Origin of the sequence: Bradyrhizobium sp. PUT101, assembly GCF_052043945.1 — a bacterium.
GTDB lineage: Bacteria > Pseudomonadota > Alphaproteobacteria > Rhizobiales > Xanthobacteraceae > Bradyrhizobium.
Map to the genome: position 1 here is coordinate 1,601,001 of NZ_CP197207.1, position 23,065 is coordinate 1,624,065.

19 protein-coding genes and 1 tRNA gene are annotated in these 23,065 nt (G+C 63.3%); 12 read left to right on the forward strand and 8 right to left on the reverse strand.

The genetic code is table 11. From position 1 onward, the window contains the following. Nucleotides 1-77: 77 nt before the first annotated feature. The 8 genes from ACSHT2_RS07800 to ACSHT2_RS07835 all read left to right on the forward strand — a co-directional run bounded on the left by ACSHT2_RS07800 (nucleotide 78) and on the right by ACSHT2_RS07835 (nucleotide 9,946). The gene (locus ACSHT2_RS07800; RefSeq protein WP_440641061.1) at nucleotides 78-1,739 is read left to right on the forward strand and encodes a hypothetical protein; all 1,662 of its coding nucleotides are present in this window, start codon (nucleotides 78-80) and stop codon (nucleotides 1,737-1,739) included. Between the two features lie 342 nt (nucleotides 1,740-2,081). Further along, nucleotides 2,082-4,010: a hypothetical protein gene (locus tag ACSHT2_RS07805; RefSeq protein WP_440641062.1), complete on the forward strand. Its 1,929-nt coding sequence runs from the start codon at nucleotides 2,082-2,084 to the stop codon at nucleotides 4,008-4,010. A 244-nt stretch (nucleotides 4,011-4,254) separates the two neighbouring features. Next, complete coding sequence (locus tag ACSHT2_RS07810; protein WP_440641063.1) at nucleotides 4,255-5,472, forward strand: class I SAM-dependent methyltransferase; 1,218 nt, start codon at nucleotides 4,255-4,257, stop codon at nucleotides 5,470-5,472. Continuing rightward, nucleotides 5,465-6,670: a class I SAM-dependent methyltransferase gene (locus ACSHT2_RS07815; RefSeq protein WP_440641064.1), complete on the forward strand. Its 1,206-nt coding sequence runs from the start codon at nucleotides 5,465-5,467 to the stop codon at nucleotides 6,668-6,670. The genes ACSHT2_RS07810 and ACSHT2_RS07815 overlap by 8 nt, the downstream gene beginning before the upstream one ends. 3 nt (nucleotides 6,671-6,673) lie before the next feature. After that, complete coding sequence (locus tag ACSHT2_RS07820; RefSeq protein ID WP_440641065.1) at nucleotides 6,674-7,714, forward strand: Gfo/Idh/MocA family protein; 1,041 nt, start codon at nucleotides 6,674-6,676, stop codon at nucleotides 7,712-7,714. 307 nt (nucleotides 7,715-8,021) lie between these two features. Next, nucleotides 8,022-8,528 (forward strand): hypothetical protein, encoded by a 507-nt coding sequence (locus ACSHT2_RS07825; protein WP_440641066.1) that lies wholly within the window; start codon nucleotides 8,022-8,024, stop codon nucleotides 8,526-8,528. Nucleotides 8,529-8,602: 74 nt separating this feature from the next. Further along, a complete protein-coding gene (locus ACSHT2_RS07830) occupies nucleotides 8,603-9,043 on the forward strand; it encodes a hypothetical protein (protein ID WP_440642794.1) in 441 nt (146 codons plus the stop codon). Between the two features lie 141 nt (nucleotides 9,044-9,184). Next, nucleotides 9,185-9,946, forward strand: a complete 762-nt coding sequence (locus tag ACSHT2_RS07835; protein ID WP_440641067.1) for a glycosyltransferase family 2 protein — start codon at nucleotides 9,185-9,187, stop codon at nucleotides 9,944-9,946. Between the two features lie 117 nt (nucleotides 9,947-10,063). Here the strand turns inward: ACSHT2_RS07835 and ACSHT2_RS07840 are convergent. Beyond that, nucleotides 10,064-10,139, reverse strand: a tRNA-Trp gene (locus ACSHT2_RS07840). A 148-nt stretch (nucleotides 10,140-10,287) separates the two neighbouring features. Here ACSHT2_RS07840 and ACSHT2_RS07845 point away from each other — a divergent pair. Next, nucleotides 10,288-11,520, forward strand: a complete 1,233-nt coding sequence (locus tag ACSHT2_RS07845; RefSeq protein ID WP_440641068.1) for a serine hydrolase domain-containing protein — start codon at nucleotides 10,288-10,290, stop codon at nucleotides 11,518-11,520. A 207-nt stretch (nucleotides 11,521-11,727) separates the two neighbouring features. On the opposite strand, the gene ACSHT2_RS07850 is transcribed toward ACSHT2_RS07845, so the two are convergent. Both ACSHT2_RS07850 and ACSHT2_RS07855 read right to left on the reverse strand, forming a co-directional pair. Beyond that, nucleotides 11,728-12,495 carry an SDR family NAD(P)-dependent oxidoreductase gene (locus tag ACSHT2_RS07850; RefSeq protein ID WP_440641069.1) on the reverse strand — a complete coding sequence of 256 codons (768 nt, stop codon included), beginning with the start codon at nucleotides 12,493-12,495 and terminating at the stop codon, nucleotides 11,728-11,730. A 79-nt stretch (nucleotides 12,496-12,574) separates the two neighbouring features. Next, entirely contained in the window at nucleotides 12,575-13,273 is a 699-nt protein-coding gene (locus tag ACSHT2_RS07855) for a histidine phosphatase family protein (protein ID WP_440641070.1), read from the reverse strand. Between the two features lie 133 nt (nucleotides 13,274-13,406). Here ACSHT2_RS07855 and ACSHT2_RS07860 point away from each other — a divergent pair, with 133 nt between their 5' ends. Both ACSHT2_RS07860 and argE read left to right on the forward strand, forming a co-directional pair. Then, entirely contained in the window at nucleotides 13,407-14,192 is a 786-nt protein-coding gene (locus ACSHT2_RS07860) for an SDR family NAD(P)-dependent oxidoreductase (protein ID WP_440641071.1), read from the forward strand. A gap of 896 nt (nucleotides 14,193-15,088) precedes the next feature. Then, entirely contained in the window at nucleotides 15,089-16,261 is a 1,173-nt protein-coding gene (gene argE / locus ACSHT2_RS07865) for an acetylornithine deacetylase (protein WP_440641072.1), read from the forward strand. Between the two features lie 332 nt (nucleotides 16,262-16,593). Here argE and ACSHT2_RS07870 read toward each other — a convergent pair whose 3' ends face one another. Together ACSHT2_RS07870 and ACSHT2_RS07875 are read right to left on the reverse strand one after the other, a co-directional pair. Next, nucleotides 16,594-17,652 carry a phosphotransferase family protein gene (locus ACSHT2_RS07870; RefSeq protein WP_440641073.1) on the reverse strand — a complete coding sequence of 353 codons (1,059 nt, stop codon included), beginning with the start codon at nucleotides 17,650-17,652 and terminating at the stop codon, nucleotides 16,594-16,596. 139 nt (nucleotides 17,653-17,791) lie between these two features. Beyond that, on the reverse strand, nucleotides 17,792-19,027 hold the full coding sequence (locus tag ACSHT2_RS07875; protein WP_440641074.1) for an acyl-CoA dehydrogenase family protein: 1,236 nt from the start codon (nucleotides 19,025-19,027) through the stop codon (nucleotides 17,792-17,794). 213 nt (nucleotides 19,028-19,240) lie between these two features. Between ACSHT2_RS07875 and ACSHT2_RS07880 the strand changes: the two genes are divergently transcribed. Then, nucleotides 19,241-19,906, forward strand: coding sequence for a TetR/AcrR family transcriptional regulator (locus tag ACSHT2_RS07880; protein WP_440641075.1), 666 nt, complete (start codon nucleotides 19,241-19,243; stop codon nucleotides 19,904-19,906). A gap of 88 nt (nucleotides 19,907-19,994) precedes the next feature. On the opposite strand, the gene ACSHT2_RS07885 is transcribed toward ACSHT2_RS07880, so the two are convergent. The 3 genes from ACSHT2_RS07885 to ACSHT2_RS07895 all read right to left on the reverse strand — a co-directional run bounded on the left by ACSHT2_RS07885 (nucleotide 19,995) and on the right by ACSHT2_RS07895 (nucleotide 23,004). After that, nucleotides 19,995-20,210 carry a hypothetical protein gene (locus ACSHT2_RS07885; protein WP_440641076.1) on the reverse strand — a complete coding sequence of 72 codons (216 nt, stop codon included), beginning with the start codon at nucleotides 20,208-20,210 and terminating at the stop codon, nucleotides 19,995-19,997. A gap of 178 nt (nucleotides 20,211-20,388) precedes the next feature. Next, nucleotides 20,389-21,618, reverse strand: a complete 1,230-nt coding sequence (locus ACSHT2_RS07890; RefSeq protein WP_440641077.1) for a CaiB/BaiF CoA transferase family protein — start codon at nucleotides 21,616-21,618, stop codon at nucleotides 20,389-20,391. Between the two features lie 180 nt (nucleotides 21,619-21,798). After that, the gene (locus ACSHT2_RS07895; RefSeq protein WP_440641078.1) at nucleotides 21,799-23,004 is read right to left on the reverse strand and encodes an MFS transporter; all 1,206 of its coding nucleotides are present in this window, start codon (nucleotides 23,002-23,004) and stop codon (nucleotides 21,799-21,801) included. Between the last annotated feature and the right edge of the window lie 61 nt (nucleotides 23,005-23,065).

Below are 23,065 nucleotides of genomic sequence, written 5' to 3' on the forward strand. Positions count from 1 at the left end.
ATGATTCTCGAGTGAATGCAGGTCCAAGAGCAGCGGCTCTCCGAGAACGGGAGCGAGCGGGCGCTGGATATGTCTACGTGGCTCTGGCTCTCGCCTTTGTCATGAGCGTGCCCGCGCTGTTCGCGCGTGAGGTCTTCGGCGACGACTGGACTGTGTACTACATCTACTGGACCCAGGGTCCAGCCGGCGTTGCCCGCGTGCTGTGGGAGTCGGCACACGCCGGCTTCGCGATTCCCATGACGCTGTTCGTCTGGCTCCTGAACGATACTCCCGACGTCGCCGCACGCTTCGCTGGACTCGCTTGCCATCTTGTGAACGGCGTATTGCTCTATTCCGTCCTATCGCGGTCAGCTCTCACAAGAATGATCGCGGCACTCGTTACCGCTCTGTTCTTGCTCAGCCCGTTCTATGCAATTCGCCTGACTCAAAATGCGGTCTATGATTTCTTCCTGCTCTTCTATCTGCTGTCTTATGAGCTGTCCTATTCGAAAGTCCGCGCGTTTCGATGGGCCGCGCCATTTAGTCTGCTTTTCTCGTTGTCGCTCGAGACTCTGATCGCCCTCGAACCGCTCCGCGTCGTGCTTGCGTGGTCCAGCTCCGAGCATTGGAGGCAGAAGCTCGCGCGTCTTGTACCGTTCTGGCTGGCTGTTGCGGCCATGATCGTTCTGCGACTGACAATTCTGGGGAAGAGCGGTCACTACGCCGGACAATATAGCTTCGCGAACGATTTCACGATCATAGGCAATGCGCTTTATGCTCATCTCATGGCCTTCCCGCGCGGCCTGAGCTACGCCTACTCTCACGGGTTCGCGCTGCTGGGGCGTCCTGTTTCCGCGGTACTGACATTGGCCGCGATCACCGTGTTTGCTCTGTTCTCTTCGACCGCATTGTGGACGCCCTGGGTGCTGAACAGCCGCTCGACCAGGATCGCGACACTTCTGCTGCTGATGTTGGGAGCCGCGATTGCCCTTATTGGCGCGCTGCCCTACGCACTTACCGGAATCTATGGCGACGTGACGCGGGGCGAGTCGAGGCTGCTCTTTCCCTCGCAGTTTGGCGTCTTGATCCTGATGGCGACTATTGTACAGGCAATTCCGGGATTGCGCGTACGCGCGGCGGTCGCGGGGGGCTTGATCGCGATCTTCGCATTCTCGTTGGCTCACGATTCCAAATGGTTGCTCTACGACGGATTGTTCAGTAGCGACATGCTGCGGCAAGTTCGAGCAGCTTTGCTCGCGGATCCCGAGCCAAAGGTGGTGAAGCTCCAGGTCGAGAATTCGCACGTGTTCTCGTTCCGCTCACGATGCCTTGGCGCCAATGATATGAACGTGGCACAGATGATCTTGCGCGACGAAAATCGCGAGCGGTCGTTTGTCTACACGGATTACTGCGGGGATTTCACCGATCCTCATTTCGTCGTGAACGGCAACTGCCCGGTTTCCTATCTCGAGACCTTTCCTTGTCCGCCCCGTCGCGAGACCTGGCGTTATCGCGCCGCACCGGGACTTCCGCGGCCCGACGACATTGGCTTCGTCGCGTTGCTGACAGCGGTCCTCGGAAACAGCCTCTCGGCCACGGAAGGCCGCGGTGAACTGATGCAGCTGAAGGACGGAGAGCCGGCGCCTTTGGCGAGAGCCGAGTATCGGCCACCTTGCAACCGATCCGGCGTCCGTGCGTCGGCCTGGTTGCTGGCTCTCCCCGCCCCCGCATGTGAAAGTGCCGCCTCTGGAGTTCGCTAGACCACGCGTCACGATGATCGAGCCGGCACGCGCGTCCCGGACTTTTGGTCCGAGATGAACAGGCATGCCGTCAGCCATGGAGAGTTCCAGCGGCCGTCATTCCGGCCGCGAACATGCCGTGCCGGAGGCAACCACGGGCTTCGCGGGATTGTTCAAGGAACGCTGTGGTGGTAGAAGCGCGGCGCAAGGGGAAGTTGAGGCATGGGGACTGGACGTGATTTCAGAGAGAGTTAGATTTTCGGCTGTGTTCGACGCAGCCTGCTCCCCGACTTCGATCGTAGCCAGCCTCGAGACCTCCTAGTGCAATACACAAGGGAATACTCGATCGCCGCCAGAGCCGTCGTGGCCGCCCTGCTGGGATGCGCCGTCGCCTACGTGGTGCTGCTGCTGTTGAAAAGTCACCTTCCGTCGTTTCAATCGAATTTCGTCGAAGGCTTCGATATGGCCTTGGCAGATAGGAATTGCGACTTCTGCAAGAAGGCGTTCTACGGCTCGTTCTTCCTGTCCGGGCCGATTGCGGCCGCAGCTGCATTGTATGCGACGCATCGATCATCGGGCTCGCTCACACTGAGCGCCATCACGGCGAGTCTCGTCTACCTTGCACTCCACGCCGCCAACGATGCGGGCAGGACCGGGATCGCGATCGCCTTGCTGGCGGCCGCGGCCATCACCGTCGGCCTCAATCGAGGCGCCAACAATTACTTTCCTCCCGCAAAACCCTCGACCGACACCCGGTTCAGCGTGGGGGTGGCCGATCTGCTCGTGATCGTATTCCTAGCCCTGCTGCTGATCCCCTCCGACCTTGAAGGCGTAACGGCGGCCGTGAGGGACGAAGCGCATAAGGTGAGTTACTTCATCGGTCCGGCGCTCTATGGCTACGCCCCCGGTCTCGTTCCGGGATTGGACTTCCATTCGCATTATGGCCCCGCGCTCGGCTGGTTCTTTCATCTCATCATGGGAGATGGCTGGAAATCGGCGGCCATGCGAGCGGTCGGATTGAACATCGCGATCACGCTTGCGACGTACATCCAGGCCTACTTTCTTCTGAACTACCTGATCCGATCGAGACTCGCCGCGATCGCTATCATCACGGCTCTCGCCGTGCTGGCTTTCTCCACCGGCAATCAGTTCTACTCGCCGTCTGCCTACCCAACGCGATTTCCTCTATTGATCGTCTTTGCGCTCGCGATCAGCCTGCACTGTACCGCTCCCGGGCGCCTCACATGGCTGATCGTATCGGCCATCATGTGCGCCCTCTCGCTGCTCTGGCAGACCGAGATCGGACTGTTCTTCCTTGTGACAGGTACCTTTGTCGCCGCGATCGCCGGAGGTTTTCCGAGCTATCGCAATGCACTTGTGTTCGCGGTCACATCGATTGCCGCCGCAATCTTGATGTGCCTGGTGCTGTTCGGTTTGAGAGCCTTCTCCCTGGACTTTCTGATCGAATGCTTCCGCCCCCTCGTACTCTACGGGACGGGTTGGGGAAGCACGCCCATCAAATGGGACTTCGGTTGGGGCATCATCTACAATCTGCCGCTACAAATCGTCGGATGCATCACCGTCGGCTGGGCCTCAATTCGGCTGTCACGGCCCTCTGAGTCCGCGCGGGACCGGTTCGTGACAGGGCTTCTTCTGACACTGTCGATGATCGGCATCGCGCTGATGATCAAATGGGTCAATCGAACGCTGGACGCTGTCTGGCACCAGAACGCGTTGCCGCTGGTGATCGTCTCGGCTTGGTGGATCCGTCAATTTTCAGCCGGGTGGCAACCGTCGTTCCAGAGAGCCGCCGGCGCAACAGCGGCCGTTGCTACCATTCTTGCGCTGCTGTTCGTGCAGGACAAGAATAACCCACACCTGTACGGACTGAGATCGTATGCAACTTATCCCAGCCTTCTGAGGTGGCCATTCGTCTCGAGCCCACCAGTCACGTGGCAGGAGGACTTGGACCAGATCACCGAGGCTGATACCAAATTCATCCAGGACAAAACCAGGCCAGACGAGAGGGTCCTGGTCATTGCCCTCAGGGATTGGGCCTATCTGGCGCAGGCCCATCGGGCGCCACTGGCCTATTTCATGCCGTTCCTGGTGTCCTTTGACGCGCGGTTCCTGGATCGCTCGATGAACCCGGCGGACCGGCTGTTTTACGATAGCATGGTGGAGCGCAGGCCGGAGTATCCCTACGTCCAAGAGGTCATGAAGCGGATCAAGCGGGATTTCGTGGCAGTGGAGACCAGGGGTAATTTGACACTCTATGAGCGACGGCATTGACCTCGGCCGTGCTCGCGGCCGTTGAGAGCGCACATAGCCGGCCGCATCTACCTCCGATTGATGGGCGGCGGCACGTCTTGCAAGACCTATCGACGGCTGCTACCTGCTTTGGCCGAGGACGCATCGGCCGGAGGAATGCTCCGCGCAACCCGGATATGATGTATCCGGGACCGTCTCGTTGCCGGCCGCGCCGGTTTCCATTGAAGGTCGCCTCGTCAGACCTGCCCAAATGCGAGAATAATCAGTGACCGATCATTGCCGCCTCTGCCATTCGACCAACCTGCGACCGGTGATCGACCTCGGCCTGATGCCGATTGCGCATCGGCTTCGGCACAGCCGGAACGAGCAGGAGGAGCGGTATCCGTTCGAGGTGCTGGCGTGCGGCGAGTGCGGCCTGCCGCAGATCGTCAAGCCGATCGATCCCGACATCCTGTATCGGCAGTTCAACTACAATTTCAGCAGCTGGAAGCCGGAGCCGCACCAGGTCGACGAGCTCGATACCATCGCGAAATTCTCGACGCCCCAGTCCGTGTTCGAGATCGGATGCAACGATGGCCTGTTCATGGACAAGCTGCGCGAGCGCGGCGCGAAGGTCTTGGTGGGCGTGGAGCCCAACCCCGTGTCGGGCAAGATCGCCCGCGAGCGCGGCATCAAGGTCTACTCCGACATGATCAGCCCGGAGCTGTGTCACGACGCCGTTGCCCAGGCCGGCAAGTTCGACCTCGTCGTCTCGCGCCAGGTGCTGGAGCACATCGTCGATTTCGAGAACTTCTTCGACTGCGTGAAGATCGCGCTGCGCGACGACGGGCTGCTGTTCATCGACGTGCCTGATTTCGCGCCCGGGTCGACGGCGGGCGATCTTTCCGTCCTCTGGGAGGAGCACGTCAGCTATTTCACCGAACCGACCCTGCTCGCTCTGCTGGCGCGCCACGGCTTCGAGGCGGTTTCAGTGAAGAAGTACAATTTCAGCGGCGGCAGCCTCGCGATCGCAGCCCGTCGTGCCGCGGGCCGCGTGACGCCGCCGCCTGCGCCGTCCGGCGTCGGCGAGAAATTCGGTCAGCGCGCACGGGAATATGGCGCGCGCCTCCGTCCGATCCTCGCCAAGGCCCGGGCCAATGGTGCCGAGATCGCCATCTATGGCGCCGGCTGCCGCGCCTGCACCTTCACCAACGCCCACGAGCTGGCGGATCTCGTCGACCTCTCGGTCGACGACCAGAAGGAGCGCCAGGGCTTGTTCCTGCCCGGCACCGGCATTCCGATCCGCTCGCCGGAGGATCTCGCCGGCAAATCGGATCCGCTCGTCTGTCTGCTCGCCGTGAACGAGGAGAACGAAGCCAAGGTCAGTAGCCGGCTGCGCGAGAACGTGAAGCGACCGCTGCACATCGTTTCGATCTTCGCGCCCTCCGACATCTGGAGCGAGCTCGATCGTCTCGAGGCGGCCGCAGGGTCGCGGCATGGCTGAGGACAAGCTCTTCAACTACTACGAACGTCAGGACGTTCTGCCGACGTTCGGAAATTTCAAGTCGTCCGCCGAGCTCGAAGCCTACGCGAGCCAGCGGCGCGAACTGTTCTCGGACAAGCTGGTGCTGCCGCCGCGGCTGTTCCGCAATGCCGAGGTGCTCGAATTCGGTCCTGATTCCGGCGAGAACGCTCTGGTGTTTGCTGGCTGGGGCGCGAATATGACGCTCGCCGAGCCGAACCGGCATGCACACCCGAAGATCCAGGCCTATTTCGCGCATTTCGGCCTGACCGAACGTCTCCGCGAGCTCGCACTGGCGGATGTCGAGGGATTCCGCAGCGACCGCGGGTTCGACATCATCGATGCCGAAGGATTCATCTACACGGTGCAGCCAACCGAGAATTGGCTTGGCATCTTCCACCGGCTGCTCAACGCCGACGGTTACGCCGTCGTGTCCTATTACGAGCGCCATGGCGGCTTCTTCGAGCTCGCGCTCAAGGCGATCCATGCGGCCGGCAAGGCACTGACAGGCCGCCCTGCGCGCGAAACGGCGACGATGCTGTTCGATGCGAAATGGAACAGCATCCCGCACACCCGCAGCTTCGAATCCTGGCTGATGGACGTGCTCGAAAATCCCTTCGTCCGGCATCGGTACTTCCTCGACGCGGCGGCCTTGTGCACGGCGGCGCATGAACAGGGATTCGACGTCCATTCGGCATGGCCAGCCTATCGCGACAGCTTGGACGTCTACTGGCACAAAAAGGTTCTGTCCGGCGACGAGAAGCTGCGGCGCACGGCACGCCATCTCGACCGCAGCCGCCTGAGCTTCCTTGGCGGACGAAAGCTCTATCTGGTCGGCAAGGCCGATGCAGTGGAGGCGATCACGGCATCGATCGAGGCGCTGGTTCTCGACGTTGATGCGATGATCGACGATCCCTTCGGCGAGAGCCTGCCGCGGGTGGTCGCGAGCCTCGCGTCCCTGCGCGAGACGATCCGGACGGCGGACATTCTCGCCGACGATGCTGCCGACATCGAATCCATCTCGGCAACGCTCGACAGTTTCCATCGCATCTTTGGCGCGATCGGGCGACGGGATGCGTCCGCGGTCACCGCCCTCACCCAGACGGATCCAGCGTTCATCAACACCTGGGGACAGCCGGCGCATTTCCTCGTCATCCGAAAGCGCTCCAAGGGATCATAGCCAGTGAAGCCAGGCATTGGCATCATCGGGACGGGCATGGTCGGCCAGATGTGCCACCTCGCCAATTTCGCCGCCAATCCCGCCTGCCGCGTCGTCGCAATTGCCGATCTCCGGCCGGATCTCGCTGCCGCCGCGGCGCAGAAGTTCGGCGTCTCGCGGGTGTACGGCACGCACCGGGAGCTGCTTGCGGACAGCGAGGTGTCCGCCGTGGTCATCGTGACGAAGCGGCGCGCGACCGGGCCGATCGTCCTGGACGCGTTGAACAGCGGCCGCCACGTGCTGTCGGAAAAGCCGATGGCCTACACGACGGTTCATGCCGAGACGCTGGTCGAAGCCGCACGGCGACAGGACCTCATCTACAGCATCGGTTATATGAAGCGACACGACGCCGGCGTGGCACGCGCGCTGGTCGAGCTGGCGCGCATCCGCGCAGACCAGTCGCTCGGACGCATCGTCGCCGCGCGAGGCTGGTGCTTCGGCGGCGACACGGGCCGAGCGCAGGACAATTTCGTGATGACCGGCGAAGCACGGCCGGACGGGTTAGAACTCTGGGAGGATGGTCCCGACTGGATGCCGCGTGCGATGCGCCCCGGCTACGACAGTTTTCTGAATGTCTTCAGCCATATCATCAATCTGGCGCGCTACGTGCTCGGACCATCGCCGAGGGTCGCCGAAAGCTCGATCGAGACCACCGGAGCCGCGCGCATAACCCTCGACTTCGACGGCATCGCTTGCACGCTGGATCTCGTGAACGGAGCCGAAGGTGCCTGGCGCGAGGGACTCACGATCGATTTTGAGCGCGGTGCGGTGACCATTGAATTGCCCGCTCCCTTCGCCGAACAGGAGGCACAAGTCATCGTCGGTCATAACGGCCAATCCACTCGGCTGGTGCGCGCAGCCAGCTGGGCATTTAGGCGGCAGGCCGACGCTTTCGTCACCGATATCGTCGAACGAAGAATGCCCCTGGCTTCCGGCGCCGACTCGGTGACCGACATCTCACTTGCAGAGACGGTCTGGAAGCGGCGAGCTAGCGGCAGAGCATGATCCGGAAAAGCGCGCAGCCGTCTCCAATGATCATACTCAAGCAACAACCTGAAGCGCGATAGCGATTCATCCCGATCTCCTCGCGCTATAGCCGCGGCAGCCTTGCTCGCGCCGTCGAGCGGATGATCGGTGCCATTCAGCAGGAAATCGAGACGACGAAATAATCCTGGCCGCTGCTGGGCACCACGTCCCTGAAGAGGCTCTGGTTCAGGAGCATCGGCGCCGGGCTCTCTTGACCGGAAAAATACGACCTCCTATAGACTTTTGCTCTGGCTGGGCCTGAGAGGCGTCCGGGGCGATTTACGCAATGAACATGCTACCGGGCCCGGCGCAGGCCGCTGCGATTGGTCTCAGCATCGCCTTTCCATTGCTGTTGCTGTGTTACGCGCGCATCGCCGCCACCGGCGGATCTGGCCGCCGCTTCCGGCTGGGCTGCGTCAGCGTCGTCGTGCTTTTCGCGATCGCCTGTATTGCGCTTCCAGGTCGACGCCACCTCGACGACGTGCTTGGCGGTCTGCTCCTGTTGGCGACGGCGATGATGTTTTGCTACATCCTTTTCAGCCTGCTGGCCTGGGGCTTTACCGTGACGCTGCTCACGGCACTGGTCAAGACCGGACGTCCCCTCACCTTGGAGCAATGGGCTGCGGCCTACATGCAGGGCGGCGATCTCGACACCTTCACGTACAACCGCCTGAAACTCCTGATCAGCTCGGGGCTGGTGGTGACGGCAGACGGCCGGCTGGCCCCGACGGCCAAGGGGGTAGCGGTCGCGCATCTCGTCAAGCTTGTTCGTCTGTCGACGGGCCTTGGGTGAGCGGCACAATGTCCTTCGCTGTCGGACTCGTCGCCGCCGTCGTCTTCGCCCTGCTGGCGCCTGCCGTGCAACTCATGGCCCGCGCTCGCGCATGGTCGCTCGGACCCGTGATCCTGCTCGCGATCGCCGCAGTCATTTCGCATGGTCTCAGCGTGATGCTCGGAATTTTCGCCGTCCCGCAATTTCAGTATTGGGACGCCGCGTCGATATTCGGATTTTGCGTCATGGCTTACGTTTTCGCCTTTGGCGCAGTGTATAAATCGGTTTCCCTGGACATCCTGCGCGGCCTCGTCGACCGGCCCGATCGGAGAGCCCCGGTTTTGGAGATCGCTGAAAGGCAGGTTCCAGATCTGTTCCGGGGACGAATTGGGAACCTGGTCGATGGCGGCCTGGTCGAACCGGTCGATTCGCACTTCAGGGCGACGACGGAGGGCCGGAACATGGCAGGCCGCATCGGACGGCTGCGCCGCGCCTTCGGCATTGGCGATACCGGTCTCTACGATTTTTCCGACTAGTTGCGCGAAACACACACATCTCGGGTTTCGTGTCGGGTTGTGTGGATCATGTCCGGGAGCCACATTGTTCGCCCGGCTCAGATGACCTAGAGTTGCGCCGGGGTTCTACCAGTCAAGGGTAGCCGGCAACGGCGGCATAAGATGACACCTTCCAGGGCGGCAAAAAAGCTTACGATCGTCATCCCTGCACTGAACGAGCAGGACAAAATCGCCGACACCATCGACGGCGTGCTGCCGCTCGCCCGTGAGCTGCTCGATGATTTCGAGATCTTCCTGATCGACGACGGCAGCACCGACGCCACCGGCGCAATCATGGAAGAGTTCGCGGCCGGCGAGCCACGCATCATCGTGCATCACAACGCCGAGCGGCGGGGTGTCGGTGCCGGCTTCGAATTCGCCCTGTCGCGCGCGAAGTTCGATGCCATCACGCTCATCCCCGGCGACCACGCCTTTCACAACGAAGGGATCGCCCGGATGTTCAAGGCGGCGGGCGCCGCCGACATCGTCATCACCTATCGTGACAACCAGTCGGACCGCTCCATCAACCGCTCCCTCCAGTCGCATTCGCTGCGGTTCATCCTGAACTGCCTGTTCGGCTTCTGGCTGTCCGACTACCACAGCATGATCGTCTATCCCGTGAAATGGCTGCGCCAGATCGCGGTCAAGGCCGACGGCTATGGCTATCAGATCTGTGCGTTGATCTCCCTGCTCCAGCTCGGCCTCACCTACGTCCAGGTCCCCGTGAGCCTGAATGCGGAGCTGAAGGGATCGTCCCGCGCGCTGCGGCTGCGCACCTATTTCGAGCTCGGCGGGACCATCGTTTCGCTGCTGCGCCGCGTTCCCATCCGGAACGTCGATTTCAGTCAGATTCCGCTCGACGCGGAACGGACCCCCGCACGTTAAGCGACGCCCCGCAGGCTCGGCGCGGGACTTCGGACATTTGGGCCGGCTCTTGGCTGCTCGTACGTGGGACGCCTTGTCCCTATCCCGCCAGCATCTAATCTAAGTAACTGATTTTACTGGCAGGAGTGGCAGGGCTCGAACCTGCGACCCCCGGTTTTGGAGACCGGTGCTCTACCAATTGAGCTACACTCCTACGAACCCGCGTCACCGCGGATCAGGGGCGCTTTCAAGCACAGGGGACGGCCGGTTTGCAAGGGTGAACCGCGCCGGCTTCGCTTGTTTGTGCCGGGGTTTCTGGGCCACAGTCCGTTGACGATAACGAAAAGCAACCGGGAGTGCCCATGACCGCTACAGCGACCGCCACAGCCGCCCCACAGGCCACGACCGCGCTCCAGACCCCGCCTGTGCCGGAAGCCCGCCCCGAGACGCTCGGGCTGTCGCGTCCCCGTCTCCAGGCCATGTCGGACGCGTTCAAGCGCGAGATCGACAAGGGAACCGTTCCCGGCGTCACCGTGCTGGTGGCCCGGCGCGGCCAGATCGGTTGGTTCGAGGCGCTCGGCAAGCAAGGCCCGGCAGGCGCACCGATGGTGCGCGATTCGATCTTCCGCATCTTCTCGATGACCAAGCCGATCGTCTCGGTCGGCATCATGGCCCTGGTCGAGGATGGCCAGCTCCTGCTCAGCGACGCCGTCGCAAAATTCATCCCGGAATTTGCGAGCCAGCAGGTCGGCGTCGTCAAGGACGGCAAGTTGGAGCTGGCGCCGCCGACACGGCCCATGACCGTGCAGGACCTGCTCCGCCACACCTCCGGCCTCACCTACGAGCACCAGGGCGACGGCCCCGTGCACAAGCTCTACCAGGAGTCCCGCGTCCGCAGCCGCAAGATCAGCAACGCCGAGCACGCCGCGCTGGTGGCGAGCTTTCCGCTGGTCTGCCAGCCCGGCGCGGCGTTCAACTACAGCCGCTCCACCGACATCCTCGGCCGCATCATCGAGGTCGTCAGCGGCAAGACGCTCGGTACCTTCCTCACCGAGCGCGTGCTCGCGCCGCTCCAGATGGCCGAGACCGGCTTCTCGACACCGGAGGCCAATGCCGGCCGGCTCGCCGAGCCGTTCGCGACCGATCCCTGGACCGGCGACAAGGTCGCGCTGTTCAACATGCTCGAGCAGCCGGTGATGGAGTCCGGCGGCGGCGGCCTGGTCTCGACCACGATGGACTATGCCCGCTTCTGCCTGATGCTACGCAACGGCGGCACGCTCGACGGCAACAGGGTCATCGGCCGCAAGACGCTGGAGCTGATGGCCGCCGACCACCTCGGACCAGGCGTTGCGATCAACGGCACCCTGCTCTCGCCCGGCCACGGCTTTGGCCTCGGCTTCGCCGTGCGCAAGGAGGCCGGCATCGCGCCCTTCCCCGGCAGCGTCGGCCAGTATTTCTGGAGCGGCATTGCCGGCACGTTCTTCTGGATCGATCCGAAGGAGGATCTGTTCGCGGTGTTCATGAGCCAGGGCCCCGGACAGCGCGACTACACGCGGACCTTGGTGCGGGATCTGGTTTACGCGGCGGTGGAGTGAGGCGGCGTCCGCATAATCTCGCACGGTGACGCTGCATCTTCACATTCGCCGTCATGCCCCGGCTTGACCGGGGCATCCAGTACGCCGCGGCGGATGTGGTAAGAGCGAGCTCTCCAATGAAGGCCTCTGGAATACTGGATCGCCCGCCTCCGCGGGCGATGACACCGGTTATTGGGTGGGCTGCGTGCCTCTTCTACGCTCTATCGCTCAACTGATCGTCGCGCCGCCGTCGATCACCATGGTCTGGCCGGTCATGAAGTCGCCGGCCTTCGATCCCAGGAACACCGCGGCGCCGGCGATCTCGTCGGGGATGCCGATGCGCTCCAGCGGCGACCGGGAGGTCGAGGCTTTCAAATTCTCCGGATTGTCCCACAGCGCTTTGGCGAAATCAGTCTTGATCAGGCCGGGCGCGATGCAGTTCACGCGGATGTTGTGCTTGCCGTATTCGCAAGCGAGGTTGCGCGCGAGCTGCATGTCGGCGGCCTTCGAGATCGCGTAGGCGCCGAGGATGGTCGAGCCCTTGAGGCCGCCGATCGAGGAGACGATGATGATGGAGCCGTCCTTGCGCTCGATCATCTGCGGCACCACCATCGAGATCAGCCAGTTGTTGGCGACGATGTTGTTGTCGAGAATCTTGCGGAACTGATCGTCGGAGATGCCGGCGAGCGGACCGTAATACGGGTTCGATGCGGCGTTGCACACCAGCACGTCGATCTTGCCGAAGGCGCGGTTGCTCTCGTCGATCAGGTTTTGCAGATTTTCCTTCGAGGAAATGTTGGCGGCGATCGCGACCGCGGTGCCCTTGCCGTACTTGTCGTTGATGCCCTTCGCCACCTGGTCGCAGACATCGGCCTTGCGCGAGGAGATCACCACCTTGGCACCGTGCTCGGCCATGCGCTCGGCGATCGCGAGCCCGATGCCGCGCGTCGAGCCGGTGATGACGGCGACTTTCCCCTTCATGTCGAACAAGGTCATGTTTCTCTCCCTGATTGATCTTCGAATTCCATGTCATTCCGGAGCGACGCGAAGCATCGAACCCGGAATGACAGGTTACTTAGGCGAGCTTCTTGACTTCCGGCCCCGCCGGCTGGTGCATCGCCGCATGCGCGGCATCCGCAATCCACGGCTGCTGGTTCACCATCGGCAGCCGCCAGACGGTGCGCTCGGGACTCGCAAAATGGTCCAGCCGCGTCACCGAGCAATTGTCGATGTCGAACGAGAGCCCGCGCTCCGGCTGGCCGTCGAGCGCGAGACCCAGTGCCGCCTTGATCGTGCCGCCATGCGCGACAGCGATGATGTCCTGTCCTGCCGCCTCATTGTTGATCCGCTCGATGGTGCGGCGCGTGCGGTTGTAGAGATCCATGAAGCTTTCGCCGCCGGGCGCGGGCTCGTTGATGTCGGCGAACCAGCTCGTACCAACGGGGCGGCTGGCGATGAACTGGGCTCGGTTCATACCCTGCCAGCGGCCGAGGTTTTGCTCGGCGAGATCCGCTTCCCACTTCATCGACGCAGGCCTTTGGAAGCCGGCGGCCCAGATCGCCTCGGCGGTCTGGTGGGTGCGCATCAGATTGCTCGAATACCAGACCGCCGTGCGTGGCAGCACCTTGGCAACAGCATTGAACACATAGGTATCGCTGGTGTCGCAGGCGATATCGCTCTGCCCGTAGATGTTGCCCCCGTCATTGCGCACCGGCGCGTGACGGACCCACCACCACCGCGTGACGACCACATTGGGCTTGTCTGCACCTGCCATCGAAACCCTTCCATCTCGTTTGATGTCGCTGTACGTCAGTAGCGAACGTGTCTCAAGACACTTTACCGTTTGAAATCTTGTTTGAAATTCCGTCGCGCGGCAAGCGTCGCGCGCGAGCAAAAGGGAGCAACGCATGGGCCGCCTGCAGGGCAAATCCGTCATCATCACCGGCGCCGGCAGCGGCATCGGGCGCGCCGCTGCGCTGCTGTTCACTCGGGAAGGCGCCAGGCTGATCGCGGTCGACCGCACCGAGGCCGTGAAGGAGACCGTCGACGAGGTGAAGAAGGCCGGCGGCATCGCGGAAGCCATGATCGCCGATGCCGGCTCCGAGAAGGACGTCATCGCCGTCATCGACAAGGCGGTGAAGACGCACGGCCGGCTCGACGTGATCTGGGCCAATGCCGGCATTTCCGGCGGTCTCATTCCGATCGCCGAGCAGACGGTGGAGCACTGGCAGGAGATCTTGCGCGTCAACCTGATCGGGCCGTTCCTCGCGGTGAAATACGCGATGCCGCATATGGTCAAGCAGCAGTCCGGCGCGATCGTGCTGACCGCGTCGGTTGCGGGCCTGAAAGCGGGCGCCAGCGGCCATCCCTATGCCGCCAGCAAGGCCGGCGTGATCAGCCTGGTTCAGACCACGGCCTATTCGCTCACCGGCACCGGCGTGCGCATCAACGCGGTCTGCCCCGGCCTGATCGAAACCGGCATGACCAAGCCGATCTTCGACCGCGCCAAGGAGCGCGGCACCCAGGACAAGATCGGCCAGCTCAATCCGCTCAAGCGCCCCGGCCAGCCGCACGAGCTCGCGGCGATGGGACTGTTCCTGGCAAGTGACGAGGCATCGTATGTCAACGGCCAGGCGTTCCCGGTGGACGGAGGCCTCACCGCCTCGATGCCGTATACGGGCAAGCCGGTTTAGCACGGACGCTCTCGTGTCCCGGACGCGTTGCAACGCTCTTGGCGTTGCTGCGCAACATTCGGGGCACGACCTTGTTGTTGAATGACTGACATGGGATCGCATCCTCGCGGCGCATCCCGCCCGAGCTTTGTTTCGTCGCCTCACCCTCAAGTGAAAGGGCACAGGGAAGACCGGGTGCCGGCCGGGCACCCACGGTCCACTGTGCGAAGGTTGCGCTACGAGAAGCTGCACAGCGGCATACAGGTGGAGCCAAACATCCGGCCTTCCCTGCGCAGTGGTTTGACGGCTTATGTCGTGCTCTCCCCGGGGAGCGATGCACTATTGCCCCCGTCGCCTTGCGGATGGCTGACGCGCGTGCCCGGTCGGGCAGCGCACATCACCGCAAGACTTGGCGCACAGACCCCGGGCGCCAGGACGACACGATTTTGCCGTACGCCGATAACACCGGTCGTGTGCGCGACGCCTCCGCTCACGGTCGCCCGCCCTGCGAAAGCCATTCGCGCCGATGTCACCTGCGTCCACCGCCGTCCGGCCCGCGTTCGTGACGATCGCGATACGCCCCTCTTCCTTGGGCCGGAGTGGGCGTTACATACGCCGTTTCCGAATTTCGGTAAAGCGGAATGTTTTTGGCGAGGCGCGTTGACCGACATCTGGGGTGTTTCGCCCGTCGGGCAGCGCAAGGTTTGGTAGACCTCCCGCGTCATTCCGGGGCGCGACGACGTCGCGAACCCGGAACCCATTTCACCGCGCGTGTTGCGGGTCGATGGATTCCGGGCTCGATGCTGCGCATCGCCCCGGAATGACGGCTGCGGTGTTGATTTGCCCGAGGCGGCCTCACGTTGGTATGGTTCGTGCAGGCACCTCAGCCTCCATCTTCCTCCGACAAAAACGTGACAATGCCAAGCTCTAGACCCGATCGCATCCGAAATCTCCTCGCCGACCTTGTCGCCTTCGACACCGTCAGCGATCGCACCAATCTCCCCCTGATTGCCCATATCGAAAGCTATCTCGCCGCGTTCGGCATCAAGGGTGACCGCATCGTCGACGAGACCGGGCAGAAGGCCGCGCTGTGGGTCACCATCGGGCCGGAGGATCGTCCCGGCCTGGTGCTGTCGGGCCATACCGACGTGGTGCCCGTCGTGGGCCAGGACTGGAGCCATGATCCGTTCAGGCTGATCGAGCGCGAGGGCAAGCTCTATGGCCGCGGCACCACCGACATGAAGGGATTCGTCGCAGTGTGTCTCGCCATGGTGCCGGAGATGATGGAGGCGAAGCTGACGACACCGATTCATCTGGCGATCTCCTATGATGAGGAGATCGGCTGCGTCGGCGTCCGGCCGATGCTGCGCGAGGTCGCGAAGAAGAAGGTCAAGCCGCTCGGCGCCATCATCGGCGAGCCGACGCAGATGCAGGTGATCATCGGCCACAAGGGCAAGCACGGCGTGCGCGCGACATTCCATGGTCTCGCCCGTCACTCCTCGATCGCGCCTGAGGGTGTCAACGCGATCGAATATGCAGCCGAGTTGATCGTCGAGATCCGCCGCCGCGCCGAGAAGCTTGCGGCCGCGCGATCGACGGACAGCCTCTACGACGTTCCGCATTCGACGCTGCTCACCAGCATCGTGCACGGCGGCGCGGCACTGAACATCGTCCCTGACACCTGCACGGTGGATTTCGAATGCCGCGGCATCGGCATCACCGAATCCAGAGAGGTGACGGATGCGATCGTCGCCTGGGCCAAGGCCGAGATCGAGCCGGCGATGAAAGCGAGACATCCTGAGTGCGGCATCGATTTCGAGGAGATCCTCGACTATCCCGCGCTCGACACGCCAGCGGATGCCGCGATCGTCACGCTTGCCAAAAGCCTGGCGGGGCGCAACGACCATGCCAAGGTCGCGTTCGGCACCGAGGCGAGCCTGTTCTCCAGCATGACCGATATCCCGTCGGTGGTGATTGGCCCGGGCTCGATCGCGCAGGCGCATACGCCGGATGAGTTCGTGGAGATGGCGGAGCTGGAGAAATGCGCAGGCTTCGTGGAGAAGCTGATCGCGCATTGCGCGAAGGGCTGAGGTGCCTCCTCGTCATTGCGAGGAGCTCTTGCGACGAAACAATCCAGACTGCCACTGCGGAGGGCACACTGGATTGCTTCGCGGAGCCTGTCATCGGGCCGCGCTTCGCGCGGACCCGTTGGCTCGCAATGACGGTGGAATGAGTCGCCTCATCACCGCTGTCATGCCCGGGTTGACCGGGGCATCCAGTACGCCGCGGCTTCTCGATTCAAGCACTGGCGTCTCTGGAATACTGGATTGCCCGCCTTCGCGGGCAATGACAGCGAACGAGTGGGAATGACGCCGCCCCCCAGAACAAAAAGGCGCGGCCATCAGCCGCGCCTTCGTTCTACCTACACCGCGCCCGCCTTCTGCGCGTATTCCCATGAGGCCTTCGACAGCGGCACGGTGCGCTTGGCGGATTCGAGCGCCTTGGCGTTGGCGGCGGTGCCGTCGCGGACGCGGCCGGCGATGCCCTGGGTGATGCCGGCGAGACGGAACAGATTGTAGGCAAAATACCAGTTGAGATCAGGCACCGTCATCTTGGTGACGTTGCAATAGATCTGCGCAGCCTCTTCCACGCTTGGGATGTTGAGTGCCTTGAGGTCGGCACCCTCGAGTCCCGGCATGATCCACTGCATCAACAGATAAGTGAAGTCGGCCATGGGATCGCCGAGGGTCGACAGTTCCCAGTCCAGCACGGCCTGCACGCGCGGTTCCGTCGCGTGGAAGATCATGTTGTCGAGGCGATAATCGCCATGGACGATGGAGACGCGCGCCTGCTCCGGCACCGTCTTCGGCAGCCATTCGGCGACTTTCTCGAATTCAGGAATGTGCTGCGTCTCGGAGGCGCGATATTGCTTGGTCCAGCGGTCGATCTGGCGTGCAAAGTAGTTGCCGGGCTTGCCGAAGTCGCCGAGGCCGATGGTAACAGGATCGAACATGTGGAGCTTCGCCAGCGTCTCGATCTTGCTGGTGAAAATCTTGCGCCGGTCGTCCGGCGCCTGGCTCGGCAGCGTCGGATCCCAGAACACGCGGCCCTCCTCCATCGACATGATGTAGAAGGCGGCACCGATGATGCCGTCGTCCTGGCACAGCGCGTAGGCACGCGCGACCGGAAAGCCCTGTTTGCCGAGCGCTGCGATCACGCGATACTCGCGATCGACCGCATGCGCCGACGGCAGCAGCTTGCCGAACGGCTTTCTGCGCATCACGTAGGAGCGGTTCGGCGTGTTGAGGCGATAGGTCGGGTTGGATTGGCCGCCCTTGAACTGGAGCACGACCAGCGGGCCTTCAAAACCTTCGACATGCTCGCGCATCCAGGCTTCGAGGCGCAGCTCGTCGAAACGATGCCGCTCCTCGACCGGCTTGGTACCCGAGAACTCTTCGTCTTTCCTGACGCCGTCCGCCACAGTGACGCTCCCTCTTCAGTCCTGACCATTTCAGGTCGAGCATGATCCTAGTCGGTAACCGCTGACGCACTTGCGTCAAGCGGTCACCGGATCATGCCCCTCATTTCGTCAAGCCGGGAGCGCCTCCAGGCTCTCCCGCCTAATGACCGGGAGAGTTTGCATACTTCCGAACCTCGAGCCTGGCAATGGCGCGGTTGTGCACCTCGTCCGGACCGTCGGCAAGACGAAGCGTGCGGATGTGGGCGTAGTCCTTGGCAAGGCCCGCCTCGTCCGACACGCCGGCACCGCCAAAGGCCTGGATCGCCTCGTCGATGATCTTCAGCGCCATGTTGGGCGCGGCGACCTTGATCATGGCGATCTCGGCCTGCGCGGTCTTGTTGCCGACCTTGTCCATCATGTCGGCGGCCTTGAGGCACAGAAGGCGGGTCATCTCGATGTTGGTACGGGCTTCGCCGATGCGCTGCTCCCACACCGAATGCTCGACGATCTTCTTGCCGAACGCAGTACGCGAGCCGAGCCGCTTCACCATCTTCTCCAGCGCCTCCTCGGCCTTGCCGATGGTGCGCATGCAGTGATGGATACGGCCCGGACCGAGGCGGCCCTGCGCGATCTCGAAGCCGCGACCCTCGCCGAGCAGGATGTTCTCCTTCGGCACCCGCACGTTCTCGAGCAGCACCTGGGCATGGCCGTGCGGCGCGTCGTCGAAGCCGAACACCGGGAGCATCTTCTCGACCTTGATGCCGGGGGTGTCGAGTGGAACCAGGATCTGCGACTGCTGCTGGTGCTTGGCCGCCTTGAAATCGGACTTGCCCATCAGGATCGCGATCTTGCAACGGGGATCGCCGACGCCCGATGACCACCATTTGCGGCCGTTGATGACGTAGTGGTCGCCGTCACGCTCGATGCGGGTCTCGATGTTGGTGGCGTCGGACGAGGCAACCGCCGGTTCCGTCATCAGGAAGGCGGAGCGGATCTCGCCGTCCATCAACGGGCGTAGCCATTTGCGCTTCTGCTCCTTGGTGCCGTAGCGCATGAACACTTCCATGTTGCCCGTGTCCGGCGCCGAGCAGTTGAACACCTCCGAGGCCCAGGTGATGCGACCCATCTCTTCGGACAGGAGCGCGTATTCGAGATTGGTCAATCCCGCACCACGGAATTCATCATCTTCATGCTCGTTCGGCGGCATGAACATGTTCCAGAGGCCTTCGGCCTTCGCCTTCTTCTTGAGGTCTTCCAGGACCGGGATGACCTTCCAGCGGTCGCCGCTCTTGTCCTGCTGATCGTAGACCGGCACCGCCGGGCGCACGTGCTTGGCCATGAAGGACCGCACGCGGTCAAGCCATTCCTTCTGCTTGGTGGACAGATCAAAATCCATGGGACGCTCCTCGTTTCTCTCTCGCAAACCGTTTTGCGCCGGACTGTCCTCCCGCCGCGCGCGGCCCGCAAGCGCGAATGCGCAAACTTGCGAGGTGCACCGGAACCCATCGCAGTTGCGAATGAGTCCTGATTGCGGATTGACTTTTCCCGGCCTTCAAACGATAGTTTCATACAACTGTTTGAATTGCAACTCCCCTCCCTGAGGGCTTCCATGGCCAGCGATCATACGAGGTCTGCCATTCTCGCCGCCGCCGAACGGCTCTATGCCGACCGCGGCTTCGGCGACGTGACGCTGCGCGACATCGTCGCGGAGGCCAATGTCAACCTGGCGGCAGTGAACTATCATTTCGGCTCGAAGGACGAGCTGATCGCGGAGCTGTTCGTCACACGCTCGATCGCCACCAACCGCGAGCGCCTGCGCGAATTGAAGGCGGCGGAAGAGCAAGGCGGCGGCCGCGCCCCAATCGAGGTGATCTTGCGGGCCCTGGTCGGCCCGACCTTGCGCGGCTGCCTTGGCCCGCAGAACCAGCGCTCCACCGCAGCGCGCTTCATGATCCGCGCTTCGATCGAATCCGTGCCGCCGATCCGCCGCATCAAGAACCGCGAGATCGACCATTTGCGGAAATTCGCCGGCGCGATGCGCCGCGCCCTGCCCGAGCGCAGCGACGTCGACATCTACTGGGGCCTCAACTTCGCGCTCGCGATGGCGCACCACACCATCCGCGAGAGCGAGCGGCTGACGAAGCTGTCGGAAGGCAAATGCGATCTCGACGACGTCGAGGACGTGGTCGCGCGCGTGGTCAGCGTCGCGACGATGGCGCTGACGGCGGGAAAGGTCGAGGCAAAGCCGCGCGCACTGGCGCGGGATGCGCGCTGATCAATGAATATCGGTCGGGAGCCGAGCTCGGTCCCGCTTGCGCGGCAGGACCTTCGGAGTTCCGCGTCTAATTCAGCAGCGACAGCGGTTACACCCGCTGCGGCATCTCCTCGGCCTCTTCCTTGGCGAGCAGCAGCAGCATCTCGATACCCATCTCGCCTTCCTGCGGCGATCGGATGAACTTTATCTCGTCGGCGCTCTGCCGCAGCGCGGCAATGATGGCGATGGCCTGATTGGCGGTGGCCGCCTCGGTCGCCAGAATCGCGTTCTGGTCCTTGGCCTGGAACCCGATCGTGTAGGACATTCGCTTCCCTCCCGAACTCAAGTGGAGAGATCGAATCAGAGTCGGACGCAAAGCGGAAGCCTGTGCGACTACGGATCGGGATTATCTGGGGATTGCGGGCAAGCTTCAGGCAAGCCCCGGCATCGCACGTGCGTCCTCGGCTGTCGCACGGTCGCGCCGAGGCTCGCGCTCCCTCCGGCTAGATGATGCCCTGCTGCTTCAGCTGCTCGATCTTGCCCGCATCATAGCCGAGCTTGCCGCCGAGCACCTCCTCGGTGTGCTCCCCTAGCAGCGGCGGAGCGCGGTAGGTCTCGATCGGCGTCTCCGAGAGGGTCAGCGCGTTGCGGACCAGCGAAAGATCGGGCTTGAAGGGGTGCTCGACCTTCACCCGCATGCCGCGCGACTGGACGTGCGGGTCGGAGAACACCTGCTCGAAATTGTTGATCGGACCTGACGGCACACCCGCCTCCTCCAGCTTCTCCAGCCAGTAGGCCACCGGCTGCTTCAGGAACAGGCCGGCGAAGATCGCCATGATCTCCTTGCCGTGGACGACGCGGTCGTTGTTCCTGACGAAGCGCGGATCGTTCGCGAGCTCGGGCTCGCCGAGCACGGCGCAGGTGCGCTGAAACTGGCCGTCATTGCCAACCACCAGCATCAACTCGCCGTCGGCGCAGCGGAACACGCCGGCCGGCATGCCGCCATTGCCCCAGGTGCCGCGGCGCGGCGGCGTCTTGCCGTTGACAAGATAAATCTGCAGCCAGTGCGACAGGGATGCGATGACGGTATCGAACAGGCAGACGTCGATGTGCTGTCCCTGTCCGCCATTGGCGTCGCGATGATAGAGCGCCGAGAGAATCCCGATCGACGAGTTCATGCCGGTCATGTAGTCGACGATCGACGGGCCGACCTTCATCGGGCCCTCGCCCGGCTCGCCGTCGATATGGCCGGTGACGCTCATCAATCCGCCCATCGCCTGCAGGATGGCGTCATAACCGGCACGCGGCGCATACGGCCCGGTCTGGCCGAAGCCGGTCACCGAGCAATAGATGATGCCGGGATTGATCGCCTTGATGGTCTCGTAGTCGAGGCCGTAGCGTTTGAGATCGCCGACCTTGTAGTTCTCCATGAAGACGTCGGCGTCCTTGGCGAGCTCCCGGACGATCGCCTGCCCTTCCGGCTTGGCGATGTTGACGGTGACGGACTTCTTGTTGCGATTGGCGCAGAGGTAGAACGAATTGTTGTTGTTGGCCTTGCCCTCGGGGTCGTTGAGGTAGGGCGGTCCGAAGGCACGCGCGTCGTCGCCGGTGCCCGGCCGCTCGATCTTGATCACCTCCGCGCCGAGATCGCCCAGCATCTGGGCCGACAGGGGCCCGGCAAGCACGCGGGTGAGGTCAAGGATCTTGATGCCTGAGAGCGGCAAGGCCGACATGTCGATTTCCTCCGGGGAACTGATCTTGGCGCGGCGGCGAGATCGAAAGGCCACGCTCCCTGCGGATACACTATTTTCGCGCCCTGAGCACTGCACTGACGGCATACGGCCATCTCCTGCCGGGCGGCGGCGCCAATTCCTGCCCGCAACTTTCCGCGCCGCGAATATCGTTTCAAGGGCTCAGGTTGCGCCCGCCGCGACCACCCTCGGCCGGCGGCGGCCGAGCAGGACCAGGATCAGCACCGCGGCACAGGAGAAGGCAAAGGTGAGACCGAGCGCACCGCGGCTGCCGAACTGGGTCAGCAGGCCGACGAGGAGCGGCGGCGAGACCGCAGATGCCAGATTGAGCGGCAGCGCGATCATCGACATGGCCTTGGCGAACTCGGCCTGGTCGTAGAACACGAGCGGGATGGTCGCCCGCGCCACCGCCATCGCGCCGCTGCCGGCGCCATAGAGCAGGATGAAGACCGCGACCGCCCAGGTGGCGCCCTCGCTTATCATCAGGAGCAGCATGGAGATCGGCAATGCGGTGCCCGCAACGAGCCCGGTCGTGATCCCGTCCCACCGGCCTCCACCGAGAAAGTCCAGCCCGCGGGCGCTGACCTGGATCACGCCGAGCATCGAGCCGAACGCCAGCGCCTGAGCCGGCGCCAGCCCCTCCGCCCGCAAGAGCTCGATCAGGGTGGCGCTGATGCCGAAAGTGACGAAGGCGTTCAGCGTAATTGCGGCGACGACGAGGCCGAACGTGCTCCTTGGAATCGCAGGCGGCCGCGACCGCTTGGCCGGCGCGGCGCCATCGTCCTTCGCGACGGTCCGGCGCGGCGCGAGAAACGCATAGAGCGGGAGGCTCACGACGAGCATCATCGCCGCGTAGACGAGACACGTCCCCCGCCAGCCGAGGTGACCGCTCAGGAACGAGGTCGTCGGCCAGAAGATGCTGCTGGACAGGCCCGTCACCAGCATGAGCGCGCCGATCGCGTTCTTGGCCTTCCGCCCCGCGATCTCGTTCAGCATGATATAGGCGCCGGTCGACAGCGTGGCGCTGCCGGCGATGCCGAGCACGATCCACGCGGCGAAATAGAGTATCGGCTCGCGCGCGAGCGACAGCAGCACGAAGCCGGGCGCAGTGACGATCGTGCCGACCATCATGACCGTCCGCGCCCCATGCCGCGCAAACGATTTGGCGAGCAACGGGCCGCACAGCCCCATTGAGACGTAGAGAACGGATGTCCCGGCGAACACCGCCGGCAGGCTCATGCCGAGATCTGCGGCGAGATCGCGCCCGACGATGGCGGGAAGGCCTATCGTGCCCCATCCGACCAATTGCGTGATCGCGAGCACCAGCAGGACGCCGATGAGCCTGCCGTCAGATTTCAACAACCGCATTCCAAACGTCGCCTGCCCACGAGGCGCAGATCGCGCCCGGCGGCACGTCATACCCGGTATA

Coding starts and splice junctions, on each gene's coding strand:
- ACSHT2_RS07815 (WP_440641064.1), top strand. CDS start 5,465: ATGGCTGAGGACAAGCTCTTCAACTACTACGAACGTCAGGACGTTCTG.
- ACSHT2_RS07825 (WP_440641066.1), top strand. CDS start 8,022: ATGAACATGCTACCGGGCCCGGCGCAGGCCGCTGCGATTGGTCTCAGC.
- ACSHT2_RS07830 (WP_440642794.1), top strand. CDS start 8,603: ATGGCCCGCGCTCGCGCATGGTCGCTCGGACCCGTGATCCTGCTCGCG.
- ACSHT2_RS07835 (WP_440641067.1), top strand. CDS start 9,185: ATGACACCTTCCAGGGCGGCAAAAAAGCTTACGATCGTCATCCCTGCA.
- ACSHT2_RS07845 (WP_440641068.1), top strand. CDS start 10,288: ATGACCGCTACAGCGACCGCCACAGCCGCCCCACAGGCCACGACCGCG.
- ACSHT2_RS07850 (WP_440641069.1), bottom strand. CDS start 12,495: ATGACCTTGTTCGACATGAAGGGGAAAGTCGCCGTCATCACCGGCTCG.
- ACSHT2_RS07855 (WP_440641070.1), bottom strand. CDS start 13,273: ATGGCAGGTGCAGACAAGCCCAATGTGGTCGTCACGCGGTGGTGGTGG.
- ACSHT2_RS07860 (WP_440641071.1), top strand. CDS start 13,407: ATGGGCCGCCTGCAGGGCAAATCCGTCATCATCACCGGCGCCGGCAGC.
- argE (WP_440641072.1), top strand. CDS start 15,089: ATGCCAAGCTCTAGACCCGATCGCATCCGAAATCTCCTCGCCGACCTT.
- ACSHT2_RS07875 (WP_440641074.1), bottom strand. CDS start 19,027: ATGGATTTTGATCTGTCCACCAAGCAGAAGGAATGGCTTGACCGCGTG.
- ACSHT2_RS07880 (WP_440641075.1), top strand. CDS start 19,241: ATGGCCAGCGATCATACGAGGTCTGCCATTCTCGCCGCCGCCGAACGG.
- ACSHT2_RS07885 (WP_440641076.1), bottom strand. CDS start 20,210: ATGTCCTACACGATCGGGTTCCAGGCCAAGGACCAGAACGCGATTCTG.
- ACSHT2_RS07890 (WP_440641077.1), bottom strand. CDS start 21,618: ATGTCGGCCTTGCCGCTCTCAGGCATCAAGATCCTTGACCTCACCCGC.
- ACSHT2_RS07895 (WP_440641078.1), bottom strand. CDS start 23,004: ATGCGGTTGTTGAAATCTGACGGCAGGCTCATCGGCGTCCTGCTGGTG.